12 protein-coding genes are annotated in these 20,621 nt (G+C 62.3%); 7 read left to right on the forward strand and 5 right to left on the reverse strand.

What is annotated here, in order from left to right; all coding sequences use genetic code 11:
- Positions 1 to 58: 58 nt before the first annotated feature.
- Together ISP15_RS05565 and ISP15_RS05570 are read left to right on the forward strand one after the other, a co-directional pair.
- Positions 59 to 3,298, forward strand: coding sequence for an efflux RND transporter permease subunit (locus ISP15_RS05565; protein ID WP_404545934.1), 3,240 nt, complete (start codon positions 59 to 61; stop codon positions 3,296 to 3,298).
- Between the two features lie 208 nt (positions 3,299 to 3,506).
- The gene (locus ISP15_RS05570) at positions 3,507 to 6,635 is read left to right on the forward strand and encodes an efflux RND transporter permease subunit (RefSeq protein WP_404545935.1); all 3,129 of its coding nucleotides are present in this window, start codon (positions 3,507 to 3,509) and stop codon (positions 6,633 to 6,635) included.
- Positions 6,636 to 6,699: 64 nt separating this feature from the next.
- Here the strand turns inward: ISP15_RS05570 and ISP15_RS05575 are convergent, their stop codons facing one another.
- Positions 6,700 to 9,849, reverse strand: a complete 3,150-nt coding sequence (locus ISP15_RS05575; RefSeq protein ID WP_404545937.1) for a TonB-dependent receptor plug domain-containing protein — start codon at positions 9,847 to 9,849, stop codon at positions 6,700 to 6,702.
- A gap of 519 nt (positions 9,850 to 10,368) precedes the next feature.
- On the reverse strand, positions 10,369 to 10,734 hold the full coding sequence (locus tag ISP15_RS05580) for a hypothetical protein (RefSeq protein ID WP_404545939.1): 366 nt from the start codon (positions 10,732 to 10,734) through the stop codon (positions 10,369 to 10,371).
- A 399-nt stretch (positions 10,735 to 11,133) separates the two neighbouring features.
- On the opposite strand from ISP15_RS05580, the gene ISP15_RS05585 reads away from it, so the two are divergent.
- A complete protein-coding gene (locus ISP15_RS05585; RefSeq protein WP_404545941.1) occupies positions 11,134 to 13,359 on the forward strand; it encodes an NADP-dependent isocitrate dehydrogenase in 2,226 nt (741 codons plus the stop codon).
- 247 nt (positions 13,360 to 13,606) lie between these two features.
- On the opposite strand, the gene ISP15_RS05590 is transcribed toward ISP15_RS05585, so the two are convergent.
- Positions 13,607 to 14,731, reverse strand: a complete 1,125-nt coding sequence (locus ISP15_RS05590; RefSeq protein ID WP_404545943.1) for a catalase family protein — start codon at positions 14,729 to 14,731, stop codon at positions 13,607 to 13,609.
- Between the two features lie 280 nt (positions 14,732 to 15,011).
- Between ISP15_RS05590 and ISP15_RS05595 the strand changes: the two genes are divergently transcribed.
- Together ISP15_RS05595 and ISP15_RS05600 are read left to right on the forward strand one after the other, a co-directional pair.
- The gene (locus ISP15_RS05595) at positions 15,012 to 15,845 is read left to right on the forward strand and encodes an alpha/beta fold hydrolase (protein WP_404545945.1); all 834 of its coding nucleotides are present in this window, start codon (positions 15,012 to 15,014) and stop codon (positions 15,843 to 15,845) included.
- A gap of 301 nt (positions 15,846 to 16,146) precedes the next feature.
- The gene (locus tag ISP15_RS05600) at positions 16,147 to 17,184 is read left to right on the forward strand and encodes a TraB/GumN family protein (protein WP_404545947.1); all 1,038 of its coding nucleotides are present in this window, start codon (positions 16,147 to 16,149) and stop codon (positions 17,182 to 17,184) included.
- Between the two features lie 53 nt (positions 17,185 to 17,237).
- Here the strand turns inward: ISP15_RS05600 and ISP15_RS05605 are convergent, their stop codons facing one another.
- A complete protein-coding gene (locus ISP15_RS05605) occupies positions 17,238 to 18,188 on the reverse strand; it encodes an aldo/keto reductase (protein ID WP_404545949.1) in 951 nt (316 codons plus the stop codon).
- 117 nt (positions 18,189 to 18,305) lie between these two features.
- Entirely contained in the window at positions 18,306 to 18,443 is a 138-nt protein-coding gene (locus tag ISP15_RS05610; protein WP_404545951.1) for a hypothetical protein, read from the reverse strand.
- 100 nt (positions 18,444 to 18,543) lie between these two features.
- Here ISP15_RS05610 and ISP15_RS05615 point away from each other — a divergent pair, with 100 nt between their 5' ends.
- Both ISP15_RS05615 and ISP15_RS05620 read left to right on the forward strand, forming a co-directional pair.
- Positions 18,544 to 19,476 (forward strand): LysR substrate-binding domain-containing protein, encoded by a 933-nt coding sequence (locus ISP15_RS05615; RefSeq protein WP_404545954.1) that lies wholly within the window; start codon positions 18,544 to 18,546, stop codon positions 19,474 to 19,476.
- A gap of 333 nt (positions 19,477 to 19,809) precedes the next feature.
- The gene (locus tag ISP15_RS05620; RefSeq protein WP_404545957.1) at positions 19,810 to 20,472 is read left to right on the forward strand and encodes an NYN domain-containing protein; all 663 of its coding nucleotides are present in this window, start codon (positions 19,810 to 19,812) and stop codon (positions 20,470 to 20,472) included.
- Positions 20,473 to 20,621 lie beyond the last annotated feature (149 nt).

The following is a 20,621-nucleotide window of genomic DNA, read 5'->3' on the forward strand; positions in this document are numbered from 1 at the left end:
CTCACCCCAACCCTCTCCCCGGAGGGGAGCGGGAGCTGACCTCTAAACGGTATTTCGCATGGGCTTTTCCTCACTCTTCATCCGTCGACCCATTGCCACCGCGCTCCTGATGGTGGCGGTCATGCTGCTGGGCATACTCGGCTATCGCGAACTGCCGGTGTCGGCGCTACCGGAAATCGAAGCGCCCAGCCTGGTGGTTACCACGCAATACCCGGGCGCCAGTGCTTCCACCATGGCCTCGCTGGTGACCACGCCGCTGGAGCGCAACCTGGGCCAGATCTCCGGCCTGGACATGATGACCTCCGACTCCTCGGCGGGCCTCTCGACCATCGTGCTGCAGTTCAACATGGATCGCGATATCGACATCGCGGCGCAGGATGTGCAGGCCGCGATCAACCAGGCGCGCGGCACGCTGCCGACCACCTTGCCCTATCCGCCGGTGTACAACCGCGTGAATCCGGCCGATGCGCCGATCATCACGCTGGTGCTCACCTCGGACAGCCGCCAGCTGCGCGACGTGAACGACCTGGCCGATTCGATCCTCGCGCAGAAGCTCTCGCAGGTGCAGGGCGTGGGCCTGGTGTCGATTGCCGGCAACGTGCGGCCGGCCGTGCGCATCCAGGTGAATCCGGCGCAGCTGGCCAATCTCGGCCTGACCATGGAAGACGTGCGCAATGCGCTGACCGAAGCCAACGTCAATGCGCCCAAGGGCACGCTCAACGGCGCGACGCAGTCGTACACCATTTCCACCAACGACCAGCTGGCGACCGCGGCCGAATACAAGAACACCATCATTTCGTACAACAGCACCACCAATGCGCCAGTGCGCCTCTCCGACGTGGCCAAGGTGGTGGACGGCGTTGAAAACGACCAGCTCGCCGCGTGGGCGAACGGCAAGCCGGCGGTGCTGCTGGATATCCGTCGCCAGCCGGGCGCCAACATCGTGCAGACGGTGGCGCAGATCCGGCAGATCCTGCCGCAGCTGCGCGCCGTGTTGCCGGCGGACGTACACCTGGACGTCTTCGCCGACCGCACCGTCACCATCCGCGCCTCGGTGGAGGACGTACAGTTCACCCTGCTGCTCACCATCGCGCTGGTGGTGGCGGTGATCTTCGTGTTCCTGCGCCGGCTGTGGGCCACCATCATTCCGTCGGTGGCGGTGCCGTTGTCGTTGCTGGGCACGTTTGGCGTGATGTCGTTCGCCGGCATGTCGCTGGACAACCTCTCGCTGATGGCGCTGACCGTCGCCACCGGCTTCGTGGTGGACGATGCGATCGTGATGATCGAAAACATCGTGCGCTACATCGAGCAGGGCAAGGAAGGCAAGGAAGCGGCGGAGATCGGCGCCAAGGAAATCGGCTTTACCGTGCTGTCGCTGACCGTATCGCTGATCGCGGTATTCCTGCCGCTGCTGCTGATGCCGGGCGTGACCGGACGCCTGTTCCACGAATTCGCCTGGGTGCTGGCTACCGCCGTCGTGATCTCGATGCTGGTGTCGCTGACGCTCACGCCGATGATGTGCGCCTACCTGCTCAAGCCCGATGCGCTGCCGGAAGGCGACGACGCGCACGAGCGCCACGCCGCGGCCGGCAAGCGCACGGTGTGGTCGCGTACCGTAGGCATGTACGAAACATCGCTGGACTGGGTGCTTGACCATCAGCGGCTGATGATCGTGGTGGCGTTCGTGGCCGTCGCCGTGACGATCTTCCTGTACATCGTGATTCCCAAAGGCCTGCTGCCCGAGCAGGACACCGGCATGATCACCGGCGTGGTGCAGGCCGACCAGAACGTCGCCTTTCCACAGATGGAACTGCGCACCAAGGCGGTGGCCGACGCGCTGCGGAAAAATCCCAACGTGGCAGGCGTGGCGGCCTTCATCGGTGCCGGTTCGATCAATCCCACGCTCAACCAGGGCCAGCTCAGCATCGTGCTGAAGGACCGCAGCAAGCGCGCCAGCCTGGATGACGTGGTGGCCAGCCTGCAGAACGACGCGGCCGATATTCCCGGCGTGGCGCTGTACCTCAAGCCGGTGCAGGACGTGACGCTGGATACGCGCGTGGCCGCGACCGAATACCAGTACTCGCTGTCCGACGTGAATGCGCAGGAGCTGGCCACCTATGCCACGCAGATGACCCAGGCCTTGCGCCAGCGGCCGGAACTGGCCGACGTCGACAACAACCTGGCCGACCAGGGCACGGCGCTGAAGCTCGCCATCGATCGCGACAAGGCCAGCACGCTGGGCGTGCCGGTGCAGACCATCGACGACACGCTGTACGACTCGTTCGGCCAGCGCCAGATCTCCACCATCTTCACCCAGTTGAACCAGTACCGCGTGGTGCTGGAAGTGGAGCCGCAGTTCCGTACCAGTACCGCGCTGCTCAATCAGCTGACGGTCAAGAGCAACGGCAGCGGCGCGCTCACCGGCAGCAATGCGACCAGCTTTGGGCAGGCGACCTCGAGCAATTCGTCCACCACTACCGGCATCGGCGTCGCCAACACCGGCATCATCCTCGGTGCCGGCGGCACCATTCCGCTGGCCTCGCTGGTCAGTGCCCAGGTCACCAATGCGCCGCTGGTGATCAGCCACCAGCAGCAGTTGCCGGCCGTGACGGTGTCGTTCAATCTTGCGCCCGGCTATTCGCTGTCCGAGGCGGTGGATGCCATCCGGCAAGTCGAGCAGCAGTTGAACTTTCCGCCGCAGGTGCGCGGCCAGTTCATCGGCAAGGCCGCGGAATTCTCCTCGTCGCTGACCAATGAAGCGCTGCTGCTGCTGGCTTCGATCATCGTGATCTACATCGTGCTGGGCGTGCTGTACGAAAGCTACATCCATCCCATCACGATCATCTCCACCCTGCCGCCGGCCGGCGTGGGCGCGTTGCTGGCGCTGATCCTGTGCAACATGAGCCTGTCGGTGGACGGTATCGTCGGCATCGTGCTGCTGATCGGTATCGTGAAGAAGAACGCGATCATGATGATCGACTTCGCGATCGAGGCGCAGCGCACCGGCATGAAGCCGCGCGAGGCTATCCATCGCGCCTGCCTGCTGCGCTTCCGCCCGATCATCATGACCACCGCCGCGGCCATGCTCGGCGCCTTGCCGCTGGCGCTGGGCAACGGTATCGGCGCGGAGTTGCGGCGTCCGCTGGGCGTGTCGATCGTCGGCGGCCTGCTGCTGTCGCAGCTGGTGACGCTGTACACCACGCCGGTGATCTACCTGTACATGGAACGGTTCTCGGATCGGCTGCGCGAGCGCAGGGAGCGGCGAGCGCTGCGTCACGCGCCGCGTGGCACAGCTTGAAATACGTGCTTCTGACGCTTGCCTCCTCTCCCCTCCGGGGAGAGGAGTGAGGTGAGGGGCCGCTCTTGCGCAGCCAACCACCCAGGCACGCTTCGAAAAGCTGTTGACGCAGGCATGGCCCCTCATCCGATCCTTCGGGCCATCTTCTCCCGGAGCGCGGAAGGGATGTGCGGCTCAACCAATCCGCTCCTAGCACGTTGATCCAGGCATGAACATTTCCGGTCCCTTCATCCGCCGCCCGATCGGCACCTCGCTGCTGGCGATGGGTGTCTTCGTGATCGGCGTGATCTGCTATTCCCTGCTGGGCGTATCCGCACTGCCGGACATGCAGTTTCCGGTGATCTTCGTTTCCGCCAGCCAGGCCGGGGCCAGCGCCGAGACCATGGCCGCCACCGTGGCGGCGCCGCTGGAGCGCCACCTGGGCCAGGTGCCGGGCATCGATACCATGCGTTCGTCCAGTTCGCTGGGCAGTACGCAGGTCCTGCTGATGTTTGACAGCGGCCGCAATATCGACGACGCCGCGCGCGACGTGCAGGCGGCCATCAACGCGGCCCAGTCGGACCTGCCTTCCGGCCTCAACAGTCCGCCCAGCTACGAGAAGGCCAATCCTAACGACGATCCAATCATCGCTTTTGCGCTGACCTCCGAAACGCAGTCGGCGCGCGACCTGTACGACGTGGCCGACTCGCTGCTGGCACAACGCCTGCGCCAGCTTACCGGCGTGTCGGAAGTGGACATCCTTGGCGCCGCGACGCCGGCGGTGCGCGTCGACGTCAACCTGCGCGCGCTCAATGCCATGGGCATTTCGCCGGACCAGCTGCGCAACGCGCTGACCGCGGCCAACGTGTTCGAGCCGCAGGGCTTCCTGTCCGATGGCAAGACCACCATGGCGGTCCAGGCCAACGATGCGCTGCATACCGCCAGCGACTTCGCCAACCTGGTGGTGGCCACCAATGGCAAGGGCGTGCCGGTGCGGTTGAAGGACATCGCCAACGTCTACGACGGGCAGCAGGATGCGTACCAGGCCGCCTGGTTCCAGGGCAAGCCGGCGATCCTGATGTACGTGTACAAGCAGTCGAATGCCAACATCATCGGCACGGTCGACCGCGTCAAGGCGGAAGTGCCGATGCTGCGCAGCTTCCTGCAACCAGGCACCACGCTGACCCCGTACTTCGACGACACGCCGACCATCCGCGCATCCCTGCACGAAGTGCAGGCCACGCTGCTGATCAGCCTGGCCATGGTGGTGCTGGTGATGGCGTTGTTCCTGCGCCGGCTGGCGCCCACGCTGATCGCTGCCGTGGCAGTGCCGCTGTCGCTGGCGGGCGCGGCGGTGATCATGTACGCGCTGGGCTTCACCTTGAACAATCTCACCCTGCTGGCGCTGGTGATCGCGATCGGCTTCGTGGTGGACGATGCGATCGTGGTGATCGAGAACATCATCCGCCACATCGACCAGGGCATGAATCGGATGGAAGCGGCGCTGGCCGGCGCGCGCGAGATCGGCTTCACCATCGTCTCGATCACCGCCTCGCTGGTCGCGGTGTTCATCCCGCTGCTGTTCATGGGCGGCATCACCGGCATGTTCTTCAAGGAGTTCACCCTGACGCTGGTCGCGGCCATCGTGATGTCGGCACTGGTATCGCTGACGCTCACCTCCTCGCTGTGCGCGCATTTCCTCAGCGGCCACCGTGACCCTGGCAAGCCGTCGCGGCTGGGGCGCGCAGTGGATCGCTTCCACGAAGGCATGCTCAAGTTCTACCAGGCGTCGCTCGATTTCTCGTTGCGCCACGCATTGCTGTTCTCGCTTACGCCGCTGTTCCTGATCGCGCTGACAGTGTTGATTGCCCTGTCCGGCCAGATCAAGACCGGCTTGTTTCCCGCGCAGGACACTGGCCTGATCCGCGGTCGCGCCACCTCGGGCGCTACCGTATCGTTCGACGATTCGGTCCAGCGCCAGCAACGCCTGATCGACATGCTGCTGCGCGACCGCGATGTGGCGGTGGTCGGCTCGCGCCTAGGCAGCACGCGCCAGGGCGCCGCCGGCACGTTCGACATCCAGTTGAAATCGCACGCCCAAGGTCGCACCGACGACACCTTCACCGCGTTGACGCGCCTCAGCGAGAAAGCAGCGCGATATCCCGACCTCAACGTTCGCCTGCGCGCCATCCAGGATCTGCCCAGCTTCGGCGGCGGCACCAGCCAGGGCGCGCAATACCAGATTTCCCTGCAAGGCAACGACACCGCGGAGCTGCAACAGTGGCTGCCCAGGCTGGTCGCCGAACTGCGCAAGAATCATAAACTGCGCGACGTCGGCAGCGACCTGGACGAGGCCGGCCTGCAACAGAACATCGTGATCGACCGCGACCGTGCGGCGCGCCTGGGCGTCAACATCGGCACTATCGATTCGGTGGTCTACGATTCCTTCGGCCAGCGCCAGGTCAGCACCATCTACTCCGATCTCAACCAATACAAAGTAGTGGTCAACGCCTTGCCCGGGCAGACAGCCACGCCCAGGTCCATCGACGAGATACTGGTGCCGGCCACCAACGGCACGATGGTGCGGCTATCTGCGTTTGCGCATCAGGTACCGGGCCTTGCGCCGACCCAGGTGTCGCACATGAACCAGTACAGCACCATGGACCTCAGCTTCAATCTCGCACCGGGCGTCAGCATGGGCGAAGCCTTGCAGATCGTGCAGGCTACCGCGTCGAACATGCGCATGCCGGGCGATATCAAGCTCAACGTGGGCGGTGACTTCCGCCGCTTCCAGCAGTCGCAGAGCGGCATGCTGTGGCTGGTGTTCGGCGCGATCGTGACGGTCTACATCGTGCTCGGCATTTTGTACGAAAGCCTGATCCATCCGGTGACCATCCTCTCGACCCTGCCGGCGGCGGGCGTGGGCGCGCTGCTGGCGCTGTGGATCACCAACACGGAGTTGTCGGTGATCGCGCAGATCGCACTGGTGCTGCTGATCGGCATCGTGAAGAAGAACGCGATCATGATGATCGACTTCGCCCTCGTCGCGCAGCGCGAGCACGGCAAGACGCCGCTGGAAGCCGCGCGCGAAGCCAGCCTGGTGCGCTTCCGCCCGATCATGATGACCACGATGGTGGCGATCCTCGCCGCGCTGCCGATCGCGATCGGCCTGGGCGAAGGTTCGGACCTGCGCCGCCCGCTGGGCATCGCGCTGATCGGCGGCCTGATCATTTCGCAAAGCCTGACCCTGCTCAGTACGCCGGCGCTGTATGTGATCTTCTCCTGCCTGGGTGAGCGCTGGGCAGCATGGCGTGCGCGCCATCGCAAGCAGCAAGGCGTGCTTGCGCGCGAATCCTGAGATCCGGCCCGCATAGGTGCCGCCGACGACAGGGCGCTTCATGCGCCCCGCCGCATGCGTCGGCTCAGAACAACTGCTGGGTGTACTTCAAGTAAAGCACGCGACCGAAGTCATACTCCGGGTTATAGGCAAAGGCCGTATAGCCGTCCGTACCGGTCGGCCCCAGCGGGCCGATCACGCTTTCCGCGCCGGTATACGTCAACGGTGCATGCCGGTTGAAGATATTGGTGGCGCCCACGGAAATGCGGCCCTTCCAGGGGGCGTTCCAGTTCACCTGCAAATCGTTGAAGGCCAGGTTGCCTTGGCGATACACGCCGGATTGTTGTCCCTGTACGCTGCCGGTGGGATCGGGGCAAGGAAAGTATTCGGCCAGCTGCGGCGTATCCGGGCGGCATGACTCCTTCAGCGAAGAGAAGTAGCGGATCGTCCAGGTAGCGCCGAAGTTGCCGTATGACCAGTTCAGGTTGGTGGTATCGCGGAAGCGCCATATCGGCCCCAGGATCGGATCATACGTGCCCACGTCGTAGGTAATCACCGGTCCGCCGGCGACATCCTGTTCCTTCAGCGCATTGATGTAGGTGCCGTTGGTATCGATCTTGAACTTGCCGACCGGCGTTTCGGGGAACAGGTAGCTCATGGTCAAGTCGGTGCCACGCTCATCGATGAAACCCTCGTTGACCACCGCCTGCAGCAGGTCGATCACCTGTCCATTTGTCGCCGAGCGCTGGAACTGCGCGCACTGCTCTGCTTCGCCGAGCAAATAGCAATTGTCGAGGATACTGTCGGCGGAGGGCAGGGTAATCACGTTGTCGACGCGGATCCGGTACGCATCCAGCGTGACATTGAAGCCGTTGAACCAGCTCGGGCTGTAGACGATACCCGCCGTGTAGCTCTTGGAAGTTTCCGGTCTCAGCCTGGGGTTGGCGCCGGTGTAATAGGGCGTGGTACTGGTGCTGTTGGGACTGCTGACGGGTACCCCGGTCGCAGTCAGCTGGGTAAAGCCCGGACTGACCGCGGGCAAGCCGGCATAACCGTTGAGGCAGCGCTGCTGGACCACCGGATTGCCGGTCAGGCCGAAGTTGACGTCGCAAGGATCGGTGTAGCTGGTGAAGCTCTGCATCGTGCCGCCGTACAGGTTGGAAATCGACGGCGCGCGGAAGCCGGTGCCGTAGCTGGCGCGAACCAGCAGGTCATCGATCGGCTTGTACGACAGTTTGTAGGAGTTGTTGTTGGTGTCGCCGAAGTTGGTGTAATGCGAGAAGCGGTGCGAGACGTCGAAATCCAGCAACTGCGCACCGGTCATATCCTTCAACAGCGGAACGTTGACCTCGGCATAGGCTTCGTTGATGCCATACGAACCTTCGCCGGGGTTCTGCTGCAGGTTCGTGTTGAGGCCTTCCTGGGTATAGATATCGGGCGTGACGCCACCGGAAACGTCGCGGTGATCCGCGCCCACGGCGAACGTCACGTCGCCGCTGCCGAGCGACTGTGGCAACGTAAACATGTCGCCGCTGAAATTGGCCTCCACATCACGCTGTTCGCTCCACGAATGCGTAAAGAAGCTGTAGTTGAGGTAATTGAGTTCCGCCGGCGTAAGCCCGCCTGCGCCGGAGAAGGGGTTGAGGGGCACGCAACCGGCAATCACGTTGCCTGGCGTTCCGCATTCCACGACGCCGTTCGGCCCCATGAAGGAGGGCCCCAAGGCGTTGTACAAATTCACCAGGTTCAAGTTGCCGCCGCCGCCCATGTCCTGGATGTAGCGATAGTCGCTGTAGCCCACATCCCAGTTGTATTCGTTCTCGCCGAATGAGAAGTCGCCTTCCAACCCGGCCCGGAAGCCGTATTGCTTGATGTTGTTGACCGTGACGCGATTGGGCTCGTACAACGGCAGGCTGAAAGAGACATTGTTGCCCGGCAACGGGTTGTAGTAGCTGTTCGGCGACAACGTGGGAAACCAGGCCGCACCCAGGCTGCCAACGGGCAGGCCCAGCGCCGCCGCGAGGTTGGTGCCGTTGGCCGGCGTCTGCGAACTCAGCGGATAGCCGCCGATATAGTCGGTGGCATTGTTGGTGTTATAGGTGCCAGTGAAGTTGGCCGTGATGTGATCGGTCACCTTGAAATCGCCCTTCAGGGTGTACGAACGCAGGCGATTGTCCGGCAGCAGCGTTTCGTAGCCGGCCTGATTGGCATAGTCGTTGGCGTAGTACGGCGTGGGGTAAATGACGCCGAATGTATTGGGATGGTAATTGGCGATGTTCAATCCGTTCTCGCCCGCGTTGACCGTGAGCGGGAAGGGCAGGTTGAGCGAGGCGCCGGTAATCGGATTGGTTGCGCCAAGGATGGTGCCGAAGTTCGAAGGCTGCACGCTCTGCGGATATTGCGGCACGCTGCCATAGCCATAACGGCTGAACCAGACTTGGTCCGCCATCAGCCCATTGATGTTCTGCACGGACATATTGAACGTGAACGAGCCGCGCGAAAACTTCTTGCCGCCGGTCAGGCTGAACTGGCTGGTCTTGCCATCGCCGCCGGGCGAGTAAGTGCTGTTATAGGTGTCCAGGTACAGGCCATCCACGTTCCTGGTGTGGATGTTGATCACGCCGGCAATGGCGTCGGAACCGTAGATCGAGGATGCGCCGTCCTGCAGGATCTCAACGCTGTCGATCAGCGAACTGGGGATCGTGCTCAGGTCGGTCTGGCCGAAGATGTCGGTGGTGTAGCGATGGCCGTCGACCAGGATCAGGGTGCGCGGCGCGCCGAGCCCACGCAGGCTGGCGTACTGGCCGACGATATTGCCCAGCGAGCTTTGGTTACTGGTGCCGGAAGATCCGACCGAAGGCACGTTCTGCAGAATCTGGCCGACGCTGACGAAGCCTTGTTGTTGCAACGCCTCGTGCGAGAGTTCGGTGACCGGTTGCGCCGTTTCCACGTCCACGCTGCGGATCAGCGAGCCGGTAACGGTGACGCCTTGCAGGGTTACCGTCTTGTTCTGCGGTGGCGGCGCTACACCGCCATTCTGCACGGCGGCCGGTTGCGTGGTTTGCCCCTGCGCCTGCGCAGGTTGGGCGGAAGTGCCCGGTGCGGAAGCTTGTGTGGCAGGAGATGAAGGGTTGGGGCTTTGGGTTTGCGCCAGGGTGACGGTTGTCAACGCGCAGCTGCCCAGTATCAACGCTGTGCGGATCGCAAGAACGATTTTTTGCTGCTGAATGTTCAAGGTAAATACTCCCCAGTCTTTACGTTTTTAATGATGCGTGTGCTGCTCCGTGCTCTGTGTGGTGGTCAATGTCATGGCTGCTTCACGATGGTAAGCATCCATATATAAAGTCATGCATGAAAATTTGAAAAAAATCGAGCGCCAATTTATGCGTTTTTTTAGCGTGGACTGTGGCAAAGGCTTTGCAAATAAGCTTTGGCAGGAAATGGTCGAACCTGTTCGCTGTCGGCATGTCAGTTGCGCGAAAGCTAATGCTCCGCGTACCGCTTGCGAGCTTGAAGCACACACACGTGTGTGTGCATACAAATGCGATCGCGTGTCGCCTATCTGAGGGCTGGACGGCGACGGAAGCATGCATGGGCATGCTTCATTTCGCCGTTACGCTTGATTGGCGCTTCGATAACGGCGCGCCATCGGAGAGGGCGTGGAGCGCCCCTATGAGATCCAAATAGGTGAACGAGCGCGCATATCATGCGCGCGACATGGCTGCGGCATGCGGGTTGCTAGTCATGCGGGTTGCTAGTAGCGCGTGACCATTTCCATGTGCAGCAGGTCGCCGCAGATGTCGCGCAGCCGCGACAGCAAGATGTGCCGGTGTGCGGCCACTTCCGCGGGCAAGCGCCCGATGCCATGCAGCTCGGCGCAACGCAATGCGGCTTGATAAGCAAGTAGCGGTCCTGGTACTTCCGAGCGACGTTGCGCATCACCCTGCCACAACACGGCCACCCAGCCTTCTTCGCGTCCGCCGCCGGATTCATCGACCGGCATGTAGAGCGTGCCGTCGATCAGCGACAGTGCACAGTCATGGCCATCGGCAAACTGGAACGTATACAGCGGCATCAGTTCGGCGATGTAGTCGACGATGCGTTGGCTCAATCCGTTCATGCGGCTCTCCGTGGCGGGCATGGAAGTTCCGAATGGTAGCTGGGTTGATTCGTCGATTCAGCCGATACCGTGGTGCTTGTGCGCTGTTGTGAGCCCGGTCACCTTGTCCATGACCATGCATCGGCATGAGTGATGGATGCCTCTTGGGAAAAGGCACATCGAGCGCATGCTGCGATGGACGTTTCATGGCAGGCCGGCTTTGGGAGCGCCACGCACGCTTTCCCCCATCCCCATAAACCGCGACAATAAGGAGTTCCCTGGATCCCGTCGCCATCGCAACGGTTGATTTTGGACGATCCGCCGCCAGTAGCGTAAGGCGCGTCGCGTGAGTCCGGCTTCCTGGCTTTGCGGCGTTTCCCCTTATGAATCACGCCGTTGCCAGAGAGGTTACTGAAGACCATGCCCCAGACGCCGACGATCATCTATACGCTAACGGACGAAGCGCCCTACCTCGCCACGCAGTCCCTGCTGCCGATCATCGATGCCTACACCCGCACCGCGGGCATCAAGGTGGAGACGCGCGATATCTCGCTGGCGGGCCGCATCCTGGCGCAGTTCGCGGACACCCTGAAGGATGGCCAGAAGATCTCCGACGATCTCACCGAGCTGGGCGAGCTGGCGACCACGCCGGATGCCAACATCGTCAAGTTGCCGAACATCAGTGCATCCATGCCGCAGCTGAAAGCCGCCATCAAGGAGCTGCAGGGGCAGGGCTACGCCTTGCCGGACTATCCGGAAGAGCCCAGGGACGTCAGCGACTGGAACGTCCGCGCGCGCTACGACAAGGTCAAGGGCAGTGCGGTCAATCCGGTGTTGCGCGAGGGCAATTCCGATCGCCGCGCACCGCCGTCGGTCAAGAGCTACGCGCGCAAGCATCCGCACAAGATGGGTGCCTGGAGCGCGGATTCGAAGACACATGTGGCGCACATGGATGGCGGTGATTTCTACGGCAGCGAAAAGTCCGCCGTGGTCGAGCAGCCGACCGTCGCCAGGATCGAGTGGTCCGGCAAGGACGGCGCCAGCAAGGTGCTGAAGGAAAAAACCAACCTCACCGCCGGCGAGATCATCGACGCGGCCGTGATGAGCAAGCAAGCCCTGGCAAGTTTCGTCGACAAGCAGATCGAGGACGCCAGGCGGCAGGGCGTGCTGTTCTCGCTGCATCTGAAGGCCACCATGATGAAGGTGTCCGATCCGATCATGTTCGGCGATGTGGTCAACGAGTTCTACAAGGATGTGCTGGCCAAGCACGCCGACACGCTCAAGCGGATCGGCTTCAATCCGAACAACGGCATCGGCGACCTGTACGCGCGCATCGGTTCGCTGCCGGCCGAGCAGCAGGCGCAAATCAAGGCGGATATCGAAGCCGAATACGCCAGGCGGCCGGCGCTGGCGATGGTCAACTCCGACAAGGGCATCACCAATCTGCATGTGCCCAGCGACGTGATCATCGACGCTTCGATGCCGGCGATGATTCGCGACTCCGGCAAGATGTGGAATGCCCAGGGCCAGCTGCAGGATACCAAGGCAGTGATCCCGGATCGCAGCTATGCCGGCGTCTACCAGGCGGTGATCGAGGACTGCAAGGCGCATGGCGCCTTCGATCCGGCCACCATGGGCAGCGTGCCCAATGTCGGCCTGATGGCGCAGGCGGCCGAAGAATATGGCTCGCACGACAAGACCTTCCATATCGAAGCCGACGGCGTGGTGCGCGTCATCGATGCCAACGGCAAGGTCTTGCTGGAGCAGAACGTGGCGGCGGGCGACATCTGGCGCATGTGTCAGACCAAGGACGCCCCGATCCAGGATTGGGTGAAGCTGGCCGTGACCCGCGCGCGCCTCAGCAACACGCCGGCGGTGTTCTGGCTGGACAAGCATCGTGCGCACGATGCGCAGATCATCGCCAAGGTCGAGCGTTACCTCAAAGACCATGACCTCAACGGCCTGGATATCCGCACACTCTCGCCGGTCGAGGCGACGAAGTTTTCGCTGGAGCGCATCCGCAAGGGCCAGGACACCATTTCGGTCACCGGCAACGTACTGCGCGACTACCTGACCGACCTGTTCCCGATCATGGAACTGGGCACCAGTGCCAAGATGCTGTCCATCGTGCCGCTGATGGCCGGCGGCGGCTTGTTCGAGACCGGGGCGGGCGGTTCGGCGCCCAAGCACGTGCAGCAGTTCCTGGAAGAGAATTGCCTGCGCTGGGATTCGCTGGGCGAATTCCTCGCGCTGGCCGCCTCGCTCGAGCACCTCGCCAATCGCTACGACAACGCCGCCGCGCGCGTATTGGCGAAGACGCTGGATCAGGCCAACGGCAAGTTCCTCGACAACAACAAGTCACCCGCCCGCAAGGTCGGCGAATTGGATAACCGCGGCAGCCATTTCTACCTGGCGCTGTACTGGGCGCAGGCCCTGGCCGGGCAGGACGACGATGCGGCCTTGAAAGCGAAGTTTGCGCCGCTGGCCAAAACCCTTACCGAAAACGAAGCGAAGATCGTCGGCGAGCTCAACGGCGCGCAGGGCAAGCCGAACGATATCCACGGTTACTACCATCCGGATATCAAGCGGGTAAGCGAAGCAATGCGGCCGAGCCGGACGTTCAACGAGGCATTGGCAACCTTGTAAATATGCAAGGCGGCGCGACAAAACGCGGAGCCTGGCGGTCTGGATGCCAGGCCGTCGGTGATGAAGGTCCGATCCGTACCGGCCACGGGTTCCCTGGATCAAATCCAGGGAACCCGTGGCCGCCCATGTCACCGCAATCTGCGTCCGGCACCGCGAGTCGCCTGCTACAGGCTATTGCTGACAGGCATGGCTTGAGGCTTGGGCGCAATCTTCGGCAATGACTGCGATATCTCTCTCTTGATACGGCTTACAGGCCATCATCGAGGTGTTGCGTTTCACCGGCTTCGGAAAGACGGCGGTCATGCAGGGGACAGCCGGCTTTTTCAGAACGAAAGCGTTGCGAGGCGGCATAGGCGGACTTGCGTAAACGCATCAAGTCGCCCAGCGGCCGATGCTCTTCAATGCCCTGCCATGGACTGAATCCCATGCCATCGTCCACCCACTTGGCTTTTTCGGCGCTCCAGCCGACCTGGCGTGGCGCAATCAGCCTCGCCACGGTGCGGAACGGACTTTGGCTTTCATCCCATGGCACCGACGCATCTTCGATGGGCATGTCTTTCAGGTTCGTAGACAATTGAACGCGAAGCTCCCATATCGCAGTGTTCTGGGCAAAGTAACGATTGACGGCTTCACGCAACGCATCGGGGTTGCCGAGATCGATGGGTTCATCCTTGAGCGCGCTCAACGGCTGGTTCACCGGTACCAACTGCAACTTCGCCACATAGTCGCCATAACGGATCGGCAGCTGCGTAAAGAACGTCTCCCCCAAGATATGGGTAGCCGGGTGTCCACCCAGGCTTTTTATCGTTGCGCTTTCGCCATCGAGGGCCTCGATCGCCCGTTCCGCGCCTCGCAAAACGGTTGAGAGCGCCTGCTTGGTGCGCGGTGCGCGATCGGTCGTGGACGCCAGCAGTTTCAGGCTGCGTAAAAAGGTTCTGGCGTTGGGCGTATGAAACTGGGGGCCGTCCACCAGGATGAAATCCTGGCAGCTGCGGTCTTCACTGCCTTCAAGGCGTTCCCCCGGTACATCCAATACTTTGATTGCCATGCCCCGCGGCGTGGAGACCCGGTCCGAAAGCAGGTCGCCGGGTGATGTGGATAATCTGGCGACCACCTCGTAAGTCGCAGGCACCGCGAACAATCCCTGCGCCAGTTCAGGCGCAAGGTTGGGCAGTACTTCAAGCTTGGCGCTCAGGATGCCATGGCTTTTGGCGTGCACGCTGCGCAGCGGCTGATGATCATCTTCCCAAGTCTTCCGTGAAATGCTGAGGAGTACCTCGTTCAGTTCGCCGGCCAGCTCGAACTCTTCGGGTTGCGGTGCCGCCATATGGGGTTCATAGGTCGTATAGATGCGAATGGACGTGCTTCCCATCTCGAACTCCAAGGTGGATCGGCAAGGCTATTGAGCGACAACACACGCCGTCGAGCTAAGCGGCGTGCTTCTGCCGGGCGTTTCATGAGAGGTAAGAGAGAGCATTCCCAGAATTGCGTGCTTCCCGTCAAACGATTGCGAAGGTGCTGGAATAAAAACGTGTTATCCGAACTCGCTACTCGTTTCGACAGCGATTCTTCGCGCGACCTTGGCACTGGATTCACGTGCTATTGCTGCGCAAAGACGTATTGAGTACTACGCTGTTCCAGGGCTCCTTTTTATGAAAATGTGTGAAGTCGGTAAAGAATCTGACGGTCAATCAGTCAAGCTGTATTTCGAAGACGTGGGGCATGGCCGCCCGGTGGTGCTCATCCATGGGTGGCCGGTTTCCCAGGCCATGTGGGAGCACCAGATCTTTGCACTTGCCTCAGCGGGATGTCGCGTCATCAGCTACGACCGGCGTGGTTTCGGACGCTCGTCCAAGCCATGGACTGGCTATCACTACGACACCTTCGCGGACGATCTCAAGGCATTGCTGGATCATCTCGACCTTCAGGATGTCACCTTGGTGGGGTTTTCCATGGGCGGCGGCGAAGTTGCGCGCTATATGGCCCGTCATCATGGCAACCGGGTCAGCCAGGTTGCCTTCGTCAGCGCGGTGACGCCCTGCTTGCTTAAAAGCAAAGAGAACCCGGAAGGCGTGGACAAAGATGTCTTCGATGACATGAAAGCCAACATTTGCAAGGATCGCCCCGCCTTTCTCCAGGACTTTGGCAAAAAGTTCTTCGGTGTAAGCGCCATCCATCACCCGGTAAGCCAGGCTACCTTGGAGTGGCAGCAATTCCTGGCGCTACCCGCTTCGCTGAAAGCAACGCTCGATTGCGTGGATGCATTTGGAATGACGGACTTTCGCAAAGATCTCTCCAGCATCCAGGTTCCGACGCTGGTTATCCACGGTACCGACGACAAGATCGTACCCAGCGAGGCCTCGGGCCGGCTGACCGCGAAAATGGTCCAGGGCGCCGCTTTTAGAGAATACGATGGCGCCCCGCACGGTCTATTCATCACTCACAAAGACCAGCTCAACGCCGATCTGATCAGCTTTGTCAGGTAAAGCCACGAAAGCGTTGTGAATGAGGCATATCGTTGGCTTGGCGATCGTGGCTGGCTTTCGTTGACGAATATTTTCCGCGCCTGGCAGCGCAGATCGGCGCTGCCGACCTTTCTTCCTCGCCTCTCAAAGCCGGGTGCATCCGCATACATCCCCGCCTGCGCCGACGGCCTGCGCCCGCGAGCCGACAGCCACGGTGATGCGCGGCACTTGATCGGAGCATCCAGGACAGGCGCATCCTTGGATATCGTTAGAATCCGCGGGCAGGCGATCGACGCCTGCCTGCGATGCGGGAGAACGATACGTGCGCATTTTCGTGATCATTGGGTGGCTGGGTGCCTTTCTCGCGTTGCCCGCGTGGCCGCAATCGGCGCCTGCGGCAGCTGGCACTGCGTCTTCTGTGGCGAGCGTCGACGCGCCTTTGCTGTCGGCAGTCACGGTGACCGGCGTGCAGCCTGGGCCGGGGTTGTGGAAGGTGAGCAAGGGCGATCACGTGATGTGGGTGCTTGGCACGCTTTCGCCGCTGCCCAGGCATATGGAGTGGCGATCGTCGGAAGTAGAGCAGGCGGTTGCGCAATCGCAGGAATTGCTGGAACAGCCCACTGCCGAATTGAAAGTGGATGCCGGATTCTTCAGCAAGCTTGCGCTGCTGCCTTCCGTGTACGGCGCGCGCAAGAATCCCGATGGCGCCAGCCTGCAACAGATTCTGCCGCCGCCGATGTACGCGCGCTGGGAAGTGCTCAAGCGGCAATATTTCGGCGATGATCGCGGCATCGAGTACTGGCGGCCGATCCTGGTCGCGTTGAAGCTCTACCAGAAGGCGCTGGCCAAGGCGGGCCTCACCAACGCCAGCGACGTCAACAAGGCGGTGCTCAGGATGGCCGGCCGCCACGGCGTGAAGCGCGTGCCGGTCAAGTATCAATGGGTGATCGAGCATCCACGCGACGCGCTGGATACCATCAAGCAGACCAACCTGCATGACATAAGCTGCTTCAACCAGACGCTGGATACCGTGCAGAACGACATGGGCGCGTTGGCCGAACGCGCAAACGCATGGTCGACCGGCGATATCCAGGCGCTGCGTCGCTTCGCGCTCGGCAATCGGCATGAATCCTGCGTGATCGCGGTGGTCAACGCGGATTTTGCGCAGCAGTTGGGGCTGCATGACCTGCCCGGGCGCATCGGGGCGGCGTGGCTGGCTGCGGCGCAGGCGGCCTTGGCGCGCAATACGCAGACTTTTGCAGTATTGCCGATGGACCAGGTGCTAGCGCCGGACGGCTTGCTGCCGCAATTGAAGGCCCGCGGGTACACGGTGCAGGCACCGGACGAGATGGATCAGTGATGCGGCCAGGGCCGAGCCCGCTCGGCCCTGGATCGACGCGCGGGACTTATCAGTTACAAGCCTGCGCTGGCATCATCCAGCGCGGTCATCTCATCCGGCTGCAGTGACAGCTTGGTTGCGCCGAGCAATTCATGCAGCTGTTCCACGCTGGTGGCGCTGGCGATCGGCGCGGTGATACCGGGGCGGGCGATCAGCCAAGCCAGCGCGACCTGCGGCGGAGTCGCCTGGTGAGCGGCGGCGATTTCATCCAGCGCGGCGAGCACTTTCAGGCCCTGCGGATGCAGATATTTCTTCACTGCGCCGCCGCGCGCGCTGCTCTTGGCGAGATCTGCATCGCTGCGGTATTTGCCGCTGAGGAAACCGCTGGCGAGCGCGTAGTAATTGATGACGCCGATATGCTCCTTGCGTACCAGCGGCTCCAGTTCCTGTTCGTAACCGCGGCGGCTGACCAGGTTGTATTCCGGCTGCAGGCTTTCGTAGCGCGGCAGATTATGTTCCCGCGATGCCTGCAGTGCCTCGGCGAAACGATCGGCGCCGTAGTTGGAGGCGCCGATCGCGCGTACCTTGCCTTGCTCGATCAGCGTCCCGAAGGCTCCGAGCGTCTCGCTCAGCGGCACGCTCGCGTCGTCTTCGTGCGCCTGGTACAGGTCGATGCGATCGGTCTGCAGGCGCTTGAGCGAACTTTCCGCCGCCTGGCGGATATTCAACGGCGACAGGCCGCGGTGTTCGGTCCACTTTGCCACCTTGGTGGCGATCAGCACCCGGTCGCGCTTGCCGCTGCGCTTGAGCCATTTGCCGATGATGGTTTCCGATTCGCCGCCGCGATTGCCCGGCACCCACGCCGAATAGACGTCCGCGGTATCGATCAGGTTGAAGCCGGCATCGACGAAGGCATCGAGCAGCTCGAACGAGCGTTGCTCATCCACGCTCCAGCCGAACACGTTGCCGCCGAAGGCGAGCGGTGCGATGGAAAGACCGGAGCGGCCCAGTTGGCGCAATTGCATAGGAAGTTCCTCGGGCAGGTTGGACGATAGCGTCGAACATCGACGGACAATCTTCCCGAGGTGGGTGTGGGTGCGCCGTAATCAAGCGCACCGGACGGTCTCGCGTGGCGTGCCGCCTCACAGTGGCAACTCCGCCACATCGACATCGATCTGCGGCGGCTCGCAAGCGCAGGTGGGCGCGTCCGGTCGCCACGCCAGCGTGGCCGGGGTGGCGTGGCCGTGCAGGAACAGCAGGTCGATCCATGGCGAGCGCATGGCGAATCCTCGTCGCGTGGCTTGGGTATGCGCAAGGTAATGGCGTGCCCTGACAGGAAAAAGCGATATATTCGCAAGCCAGAATTGAGGGATATTCAAGATGAGTCGGGTGCCGCTCAGTCTTTTGCAGCAATTCGTGCAGGTAGCGCGGTTGGGCAATCTCTCCCGCGCCGCCGGCCAGGCGAATCTCACCGTCAGCGCCTTGAGCCACCAGATGCGCCAGCTGGAAGAGCGGCTGGAACGGCGGCTGTTCGAGCGCGGTCCGCGCGGCGTCAGCCTGACGGTGGAGGGCTGCAGTTTGCTTGAAGCGGTCGGCGAACATTTCGACGGTATCGAGCATGCATGGATGCGTTATCGCGAGCGACGCCATGAAGCGCTTACGCTCAGCGCCAGTCCCGGCATCATGTCCAGTTGGCTGGTGCCGCGGCTGCCGCGTTTGATGGCAGCCCATCCGGAGCTGGAATTGAACCTGCAATCCAGTTCCGCGCTGGTCAATTTCGAGCGTGAGGCGGTGGATGCGGCCTTGCGCTACGGGCGCGGAGAGTGGGACGGGCTACGCAGCGAAAAGCTGTTCGGCGAATGGATCGCACCCGTCGCCACGCCCGAACTGATCGCGAAAATGCCGGACGCCGATCCGCACGACTTGTCGCAATGGCCGCTGCTGGGCGATCCCAATGCCAATCGCTGGCGCGAATGGTTCGCGCAGTACGGCGGTGAATTGCCGCGCCGCTTCGTGGCGAATTTCGACAGCCTGGAAGCGCATCGCCACGCCGCGCTCGAAGGCCTTGGCGTGGCGATGGGGCGCATGGTCATGTCCAAGGCGCTGATCGACGCGGGACGCCTGGTGGTGCTCGGCGACCGCTATCTCGCCGCGACGGATGCGTATTGGCTGGTCTATCCGCCGCGTTCGGAAGATCACCGCGGCATGCACGCTTTCCGCGCCTGGCTGCACGAGGAAGCGGACGCCTACTGCCGGCAGATGCCACAGCCGCATCGCGACGAGACGGCTGCGCGCGTTGCGCTTGGGCATTGAAGGCTGCGCTGCGCCGAGCGCGATCGTCAGGTGCAAAGCGGCTTGTCGGGTTAATCCGGCCGGCGGCCAGCATGCCAACTTGCGCACGCCGTTGGCTTGGCTGCCGGCACCGCACAGGCCATCACTCGAAGGGCCATCCCGCCATCCAGCGTTTCAGGCGCCATCCCCGGGCAGCGTGCCGCGACTTTAGCGATGGCCCATGTAGGGGAAGAAAGACCTTCGCTATGGCGTCGCACGGATTACGACGCATGCAGCCCATGGCGTAAACTGCCGGCGCCGAACACTATCGATCGGCATTCCATTCTGTTGATGACACGCACATAAGGATTTCCTATGCCCAATACCGCCATTCTCGTCGACGGTGCCTTCTTTCTTGCCCGCTACCGCAAGGTGTGGGGCGATCGCGACGTCAATGATGCCCGTACCGTGGCCAAGACCGTATTCGGCATGGCGCTGGAGCATCTGAAGGCCCTGGACCGTCCACGCGAGGCGCTTTACCGGATCTTTTTCTACGACTGCCCGCCGCTGGAGAAAGTACTGGTGAAGCCGATCAGCGGCGAGAGCATCGATTTCGGCCGCACCGGCGCGGCCGCCTTCCGTCGCGACCTGCACGACCAACTGCGCCGCCAGCGCAAGATGGCGTTGCGGCTGGGCCGCCTGTCCGACCGCGGCGAGTGGAAGCTCAAGCACCAGGCCTACCAGCAATTGCGCGACGAATCGCTGTTCTGGGATGAATTGGGCGATGAACATTTTGAGCCCGATATGCGCCAGACCCAGGTGGACATGAAGATCGGCATCGATATCGCCGCACTGGCTTATAAAAAGCAGGTCGACCAGATCATCCTGGTCGCCGGCGATGCCGATTTCATCCCGGCGGCGAAGCTGGCGCGCTACGAGGGCATCGATTTCATCCTCGATCCGATGTGGCAGGGCATCGCGCCGGACCTGCACGAACATATCGACGGGCTGCAATCGGTCTGCCCAAGGCCATTCTGACTCGATGGCGCTGCGCTGCATGCTCGATCGCTGGAATGGGTCAAACGAGGGCAGCGCTTTTTCTATCCGAAGTCGTCAAGAACGGGCTGTCGGTCGCTGGCGCTGCAGTCGTAAACTAATCGTAAAATGTCTACATTCGCTGCACACGG

This window comes from Dyella jejuensis, assembly GCF_044904675.1.
In the GTDB taxonomy this organism is placed as follows: domain Bacteria; phylum Pseudomonadota; class Gammaproteobacteria; order Xanthomonadales; family Rhodanobacteraceae; genus Dyella_B; species Dyella_B jejuensis.

What these genes read in the sequence shown, in the direction of transcription:
- ISP15_RS05565 (WP_404545934.1), top strand. Translation starts at nt 59, where the DNA reads ATGGGCTTTTCCTCACTCTTCATCCGTCGACCCATTGCCACCGCGCTC.
- ISP15_RS05570 (WP_404545935.1), top strand. Translation starts at nt 3,507, where the DNA reads ATGAACATTTCCGGTCCCTTCATCCGCCGCCCGATCGGCACCTCGCTG.
- ISP15_RS05580 (WP_404545939.1), bottom strand. Translation starts at nt 10,734, where the DNA reads ATGAACGGATTGAGCCAACGCATCGTCGACTACATCGCCGAACTGATG.
- ISP15_RS05585 (WP_404545941.1), top strand. Translation starts at nt 11,134, where the DNA reads ATGCCCCAGACGCCGACGATCATCTATACGCTAACGGACGAAGCGCCC.
- ISP15_RS05590 (WP_404545943.1), bottom strand. Translation starts at nt 14,731, where the DNA reads ATGGGAAGCACGTCCATTCGCATCTATACGACCTATGAACCCCATATG.
- ISP15_RS05595 (WP_404545945.1), top strand. Translation starts at nt 15,012, where the DNA reads ATGAAAATGTGTGAAGTCGGTAAAGAATCTGACGGTCAATCAGTCAAG.
- ISP15_RS05605 (WP_404545949.1), bottom strand. Translation starts at nt 18,188, where the DNA reads ATGCAATTGCGCCAACTGGGCCGCTCCGGTCTTTCCATCGCACCGCTC.
- ISP15_RS05610 (WP_404545951.1), bottom strand. Translation starts at nt 18,443, where the DNA reads ATGCGCTCGCCATGGATCGACCTGCTGTTCCTGCACGGCCACGCCACC.
- ISP15_RS05615 (WP_404545954.1), top strand. Translation starts at nt 18,544, where the DNA reads ATGAGTCGGGTGCCGCTCAGTCTTTTGCAGCAATTCGTGCAGGTAGCG.
- ISP15_RS05620 (WP_404545957.1), top strand. Translation starts at nt 19,810, where the DNA reads ATGCCCAATACCGCCATTCTCGTCGACGGTGCCTTCTTTCTTGCCCGC.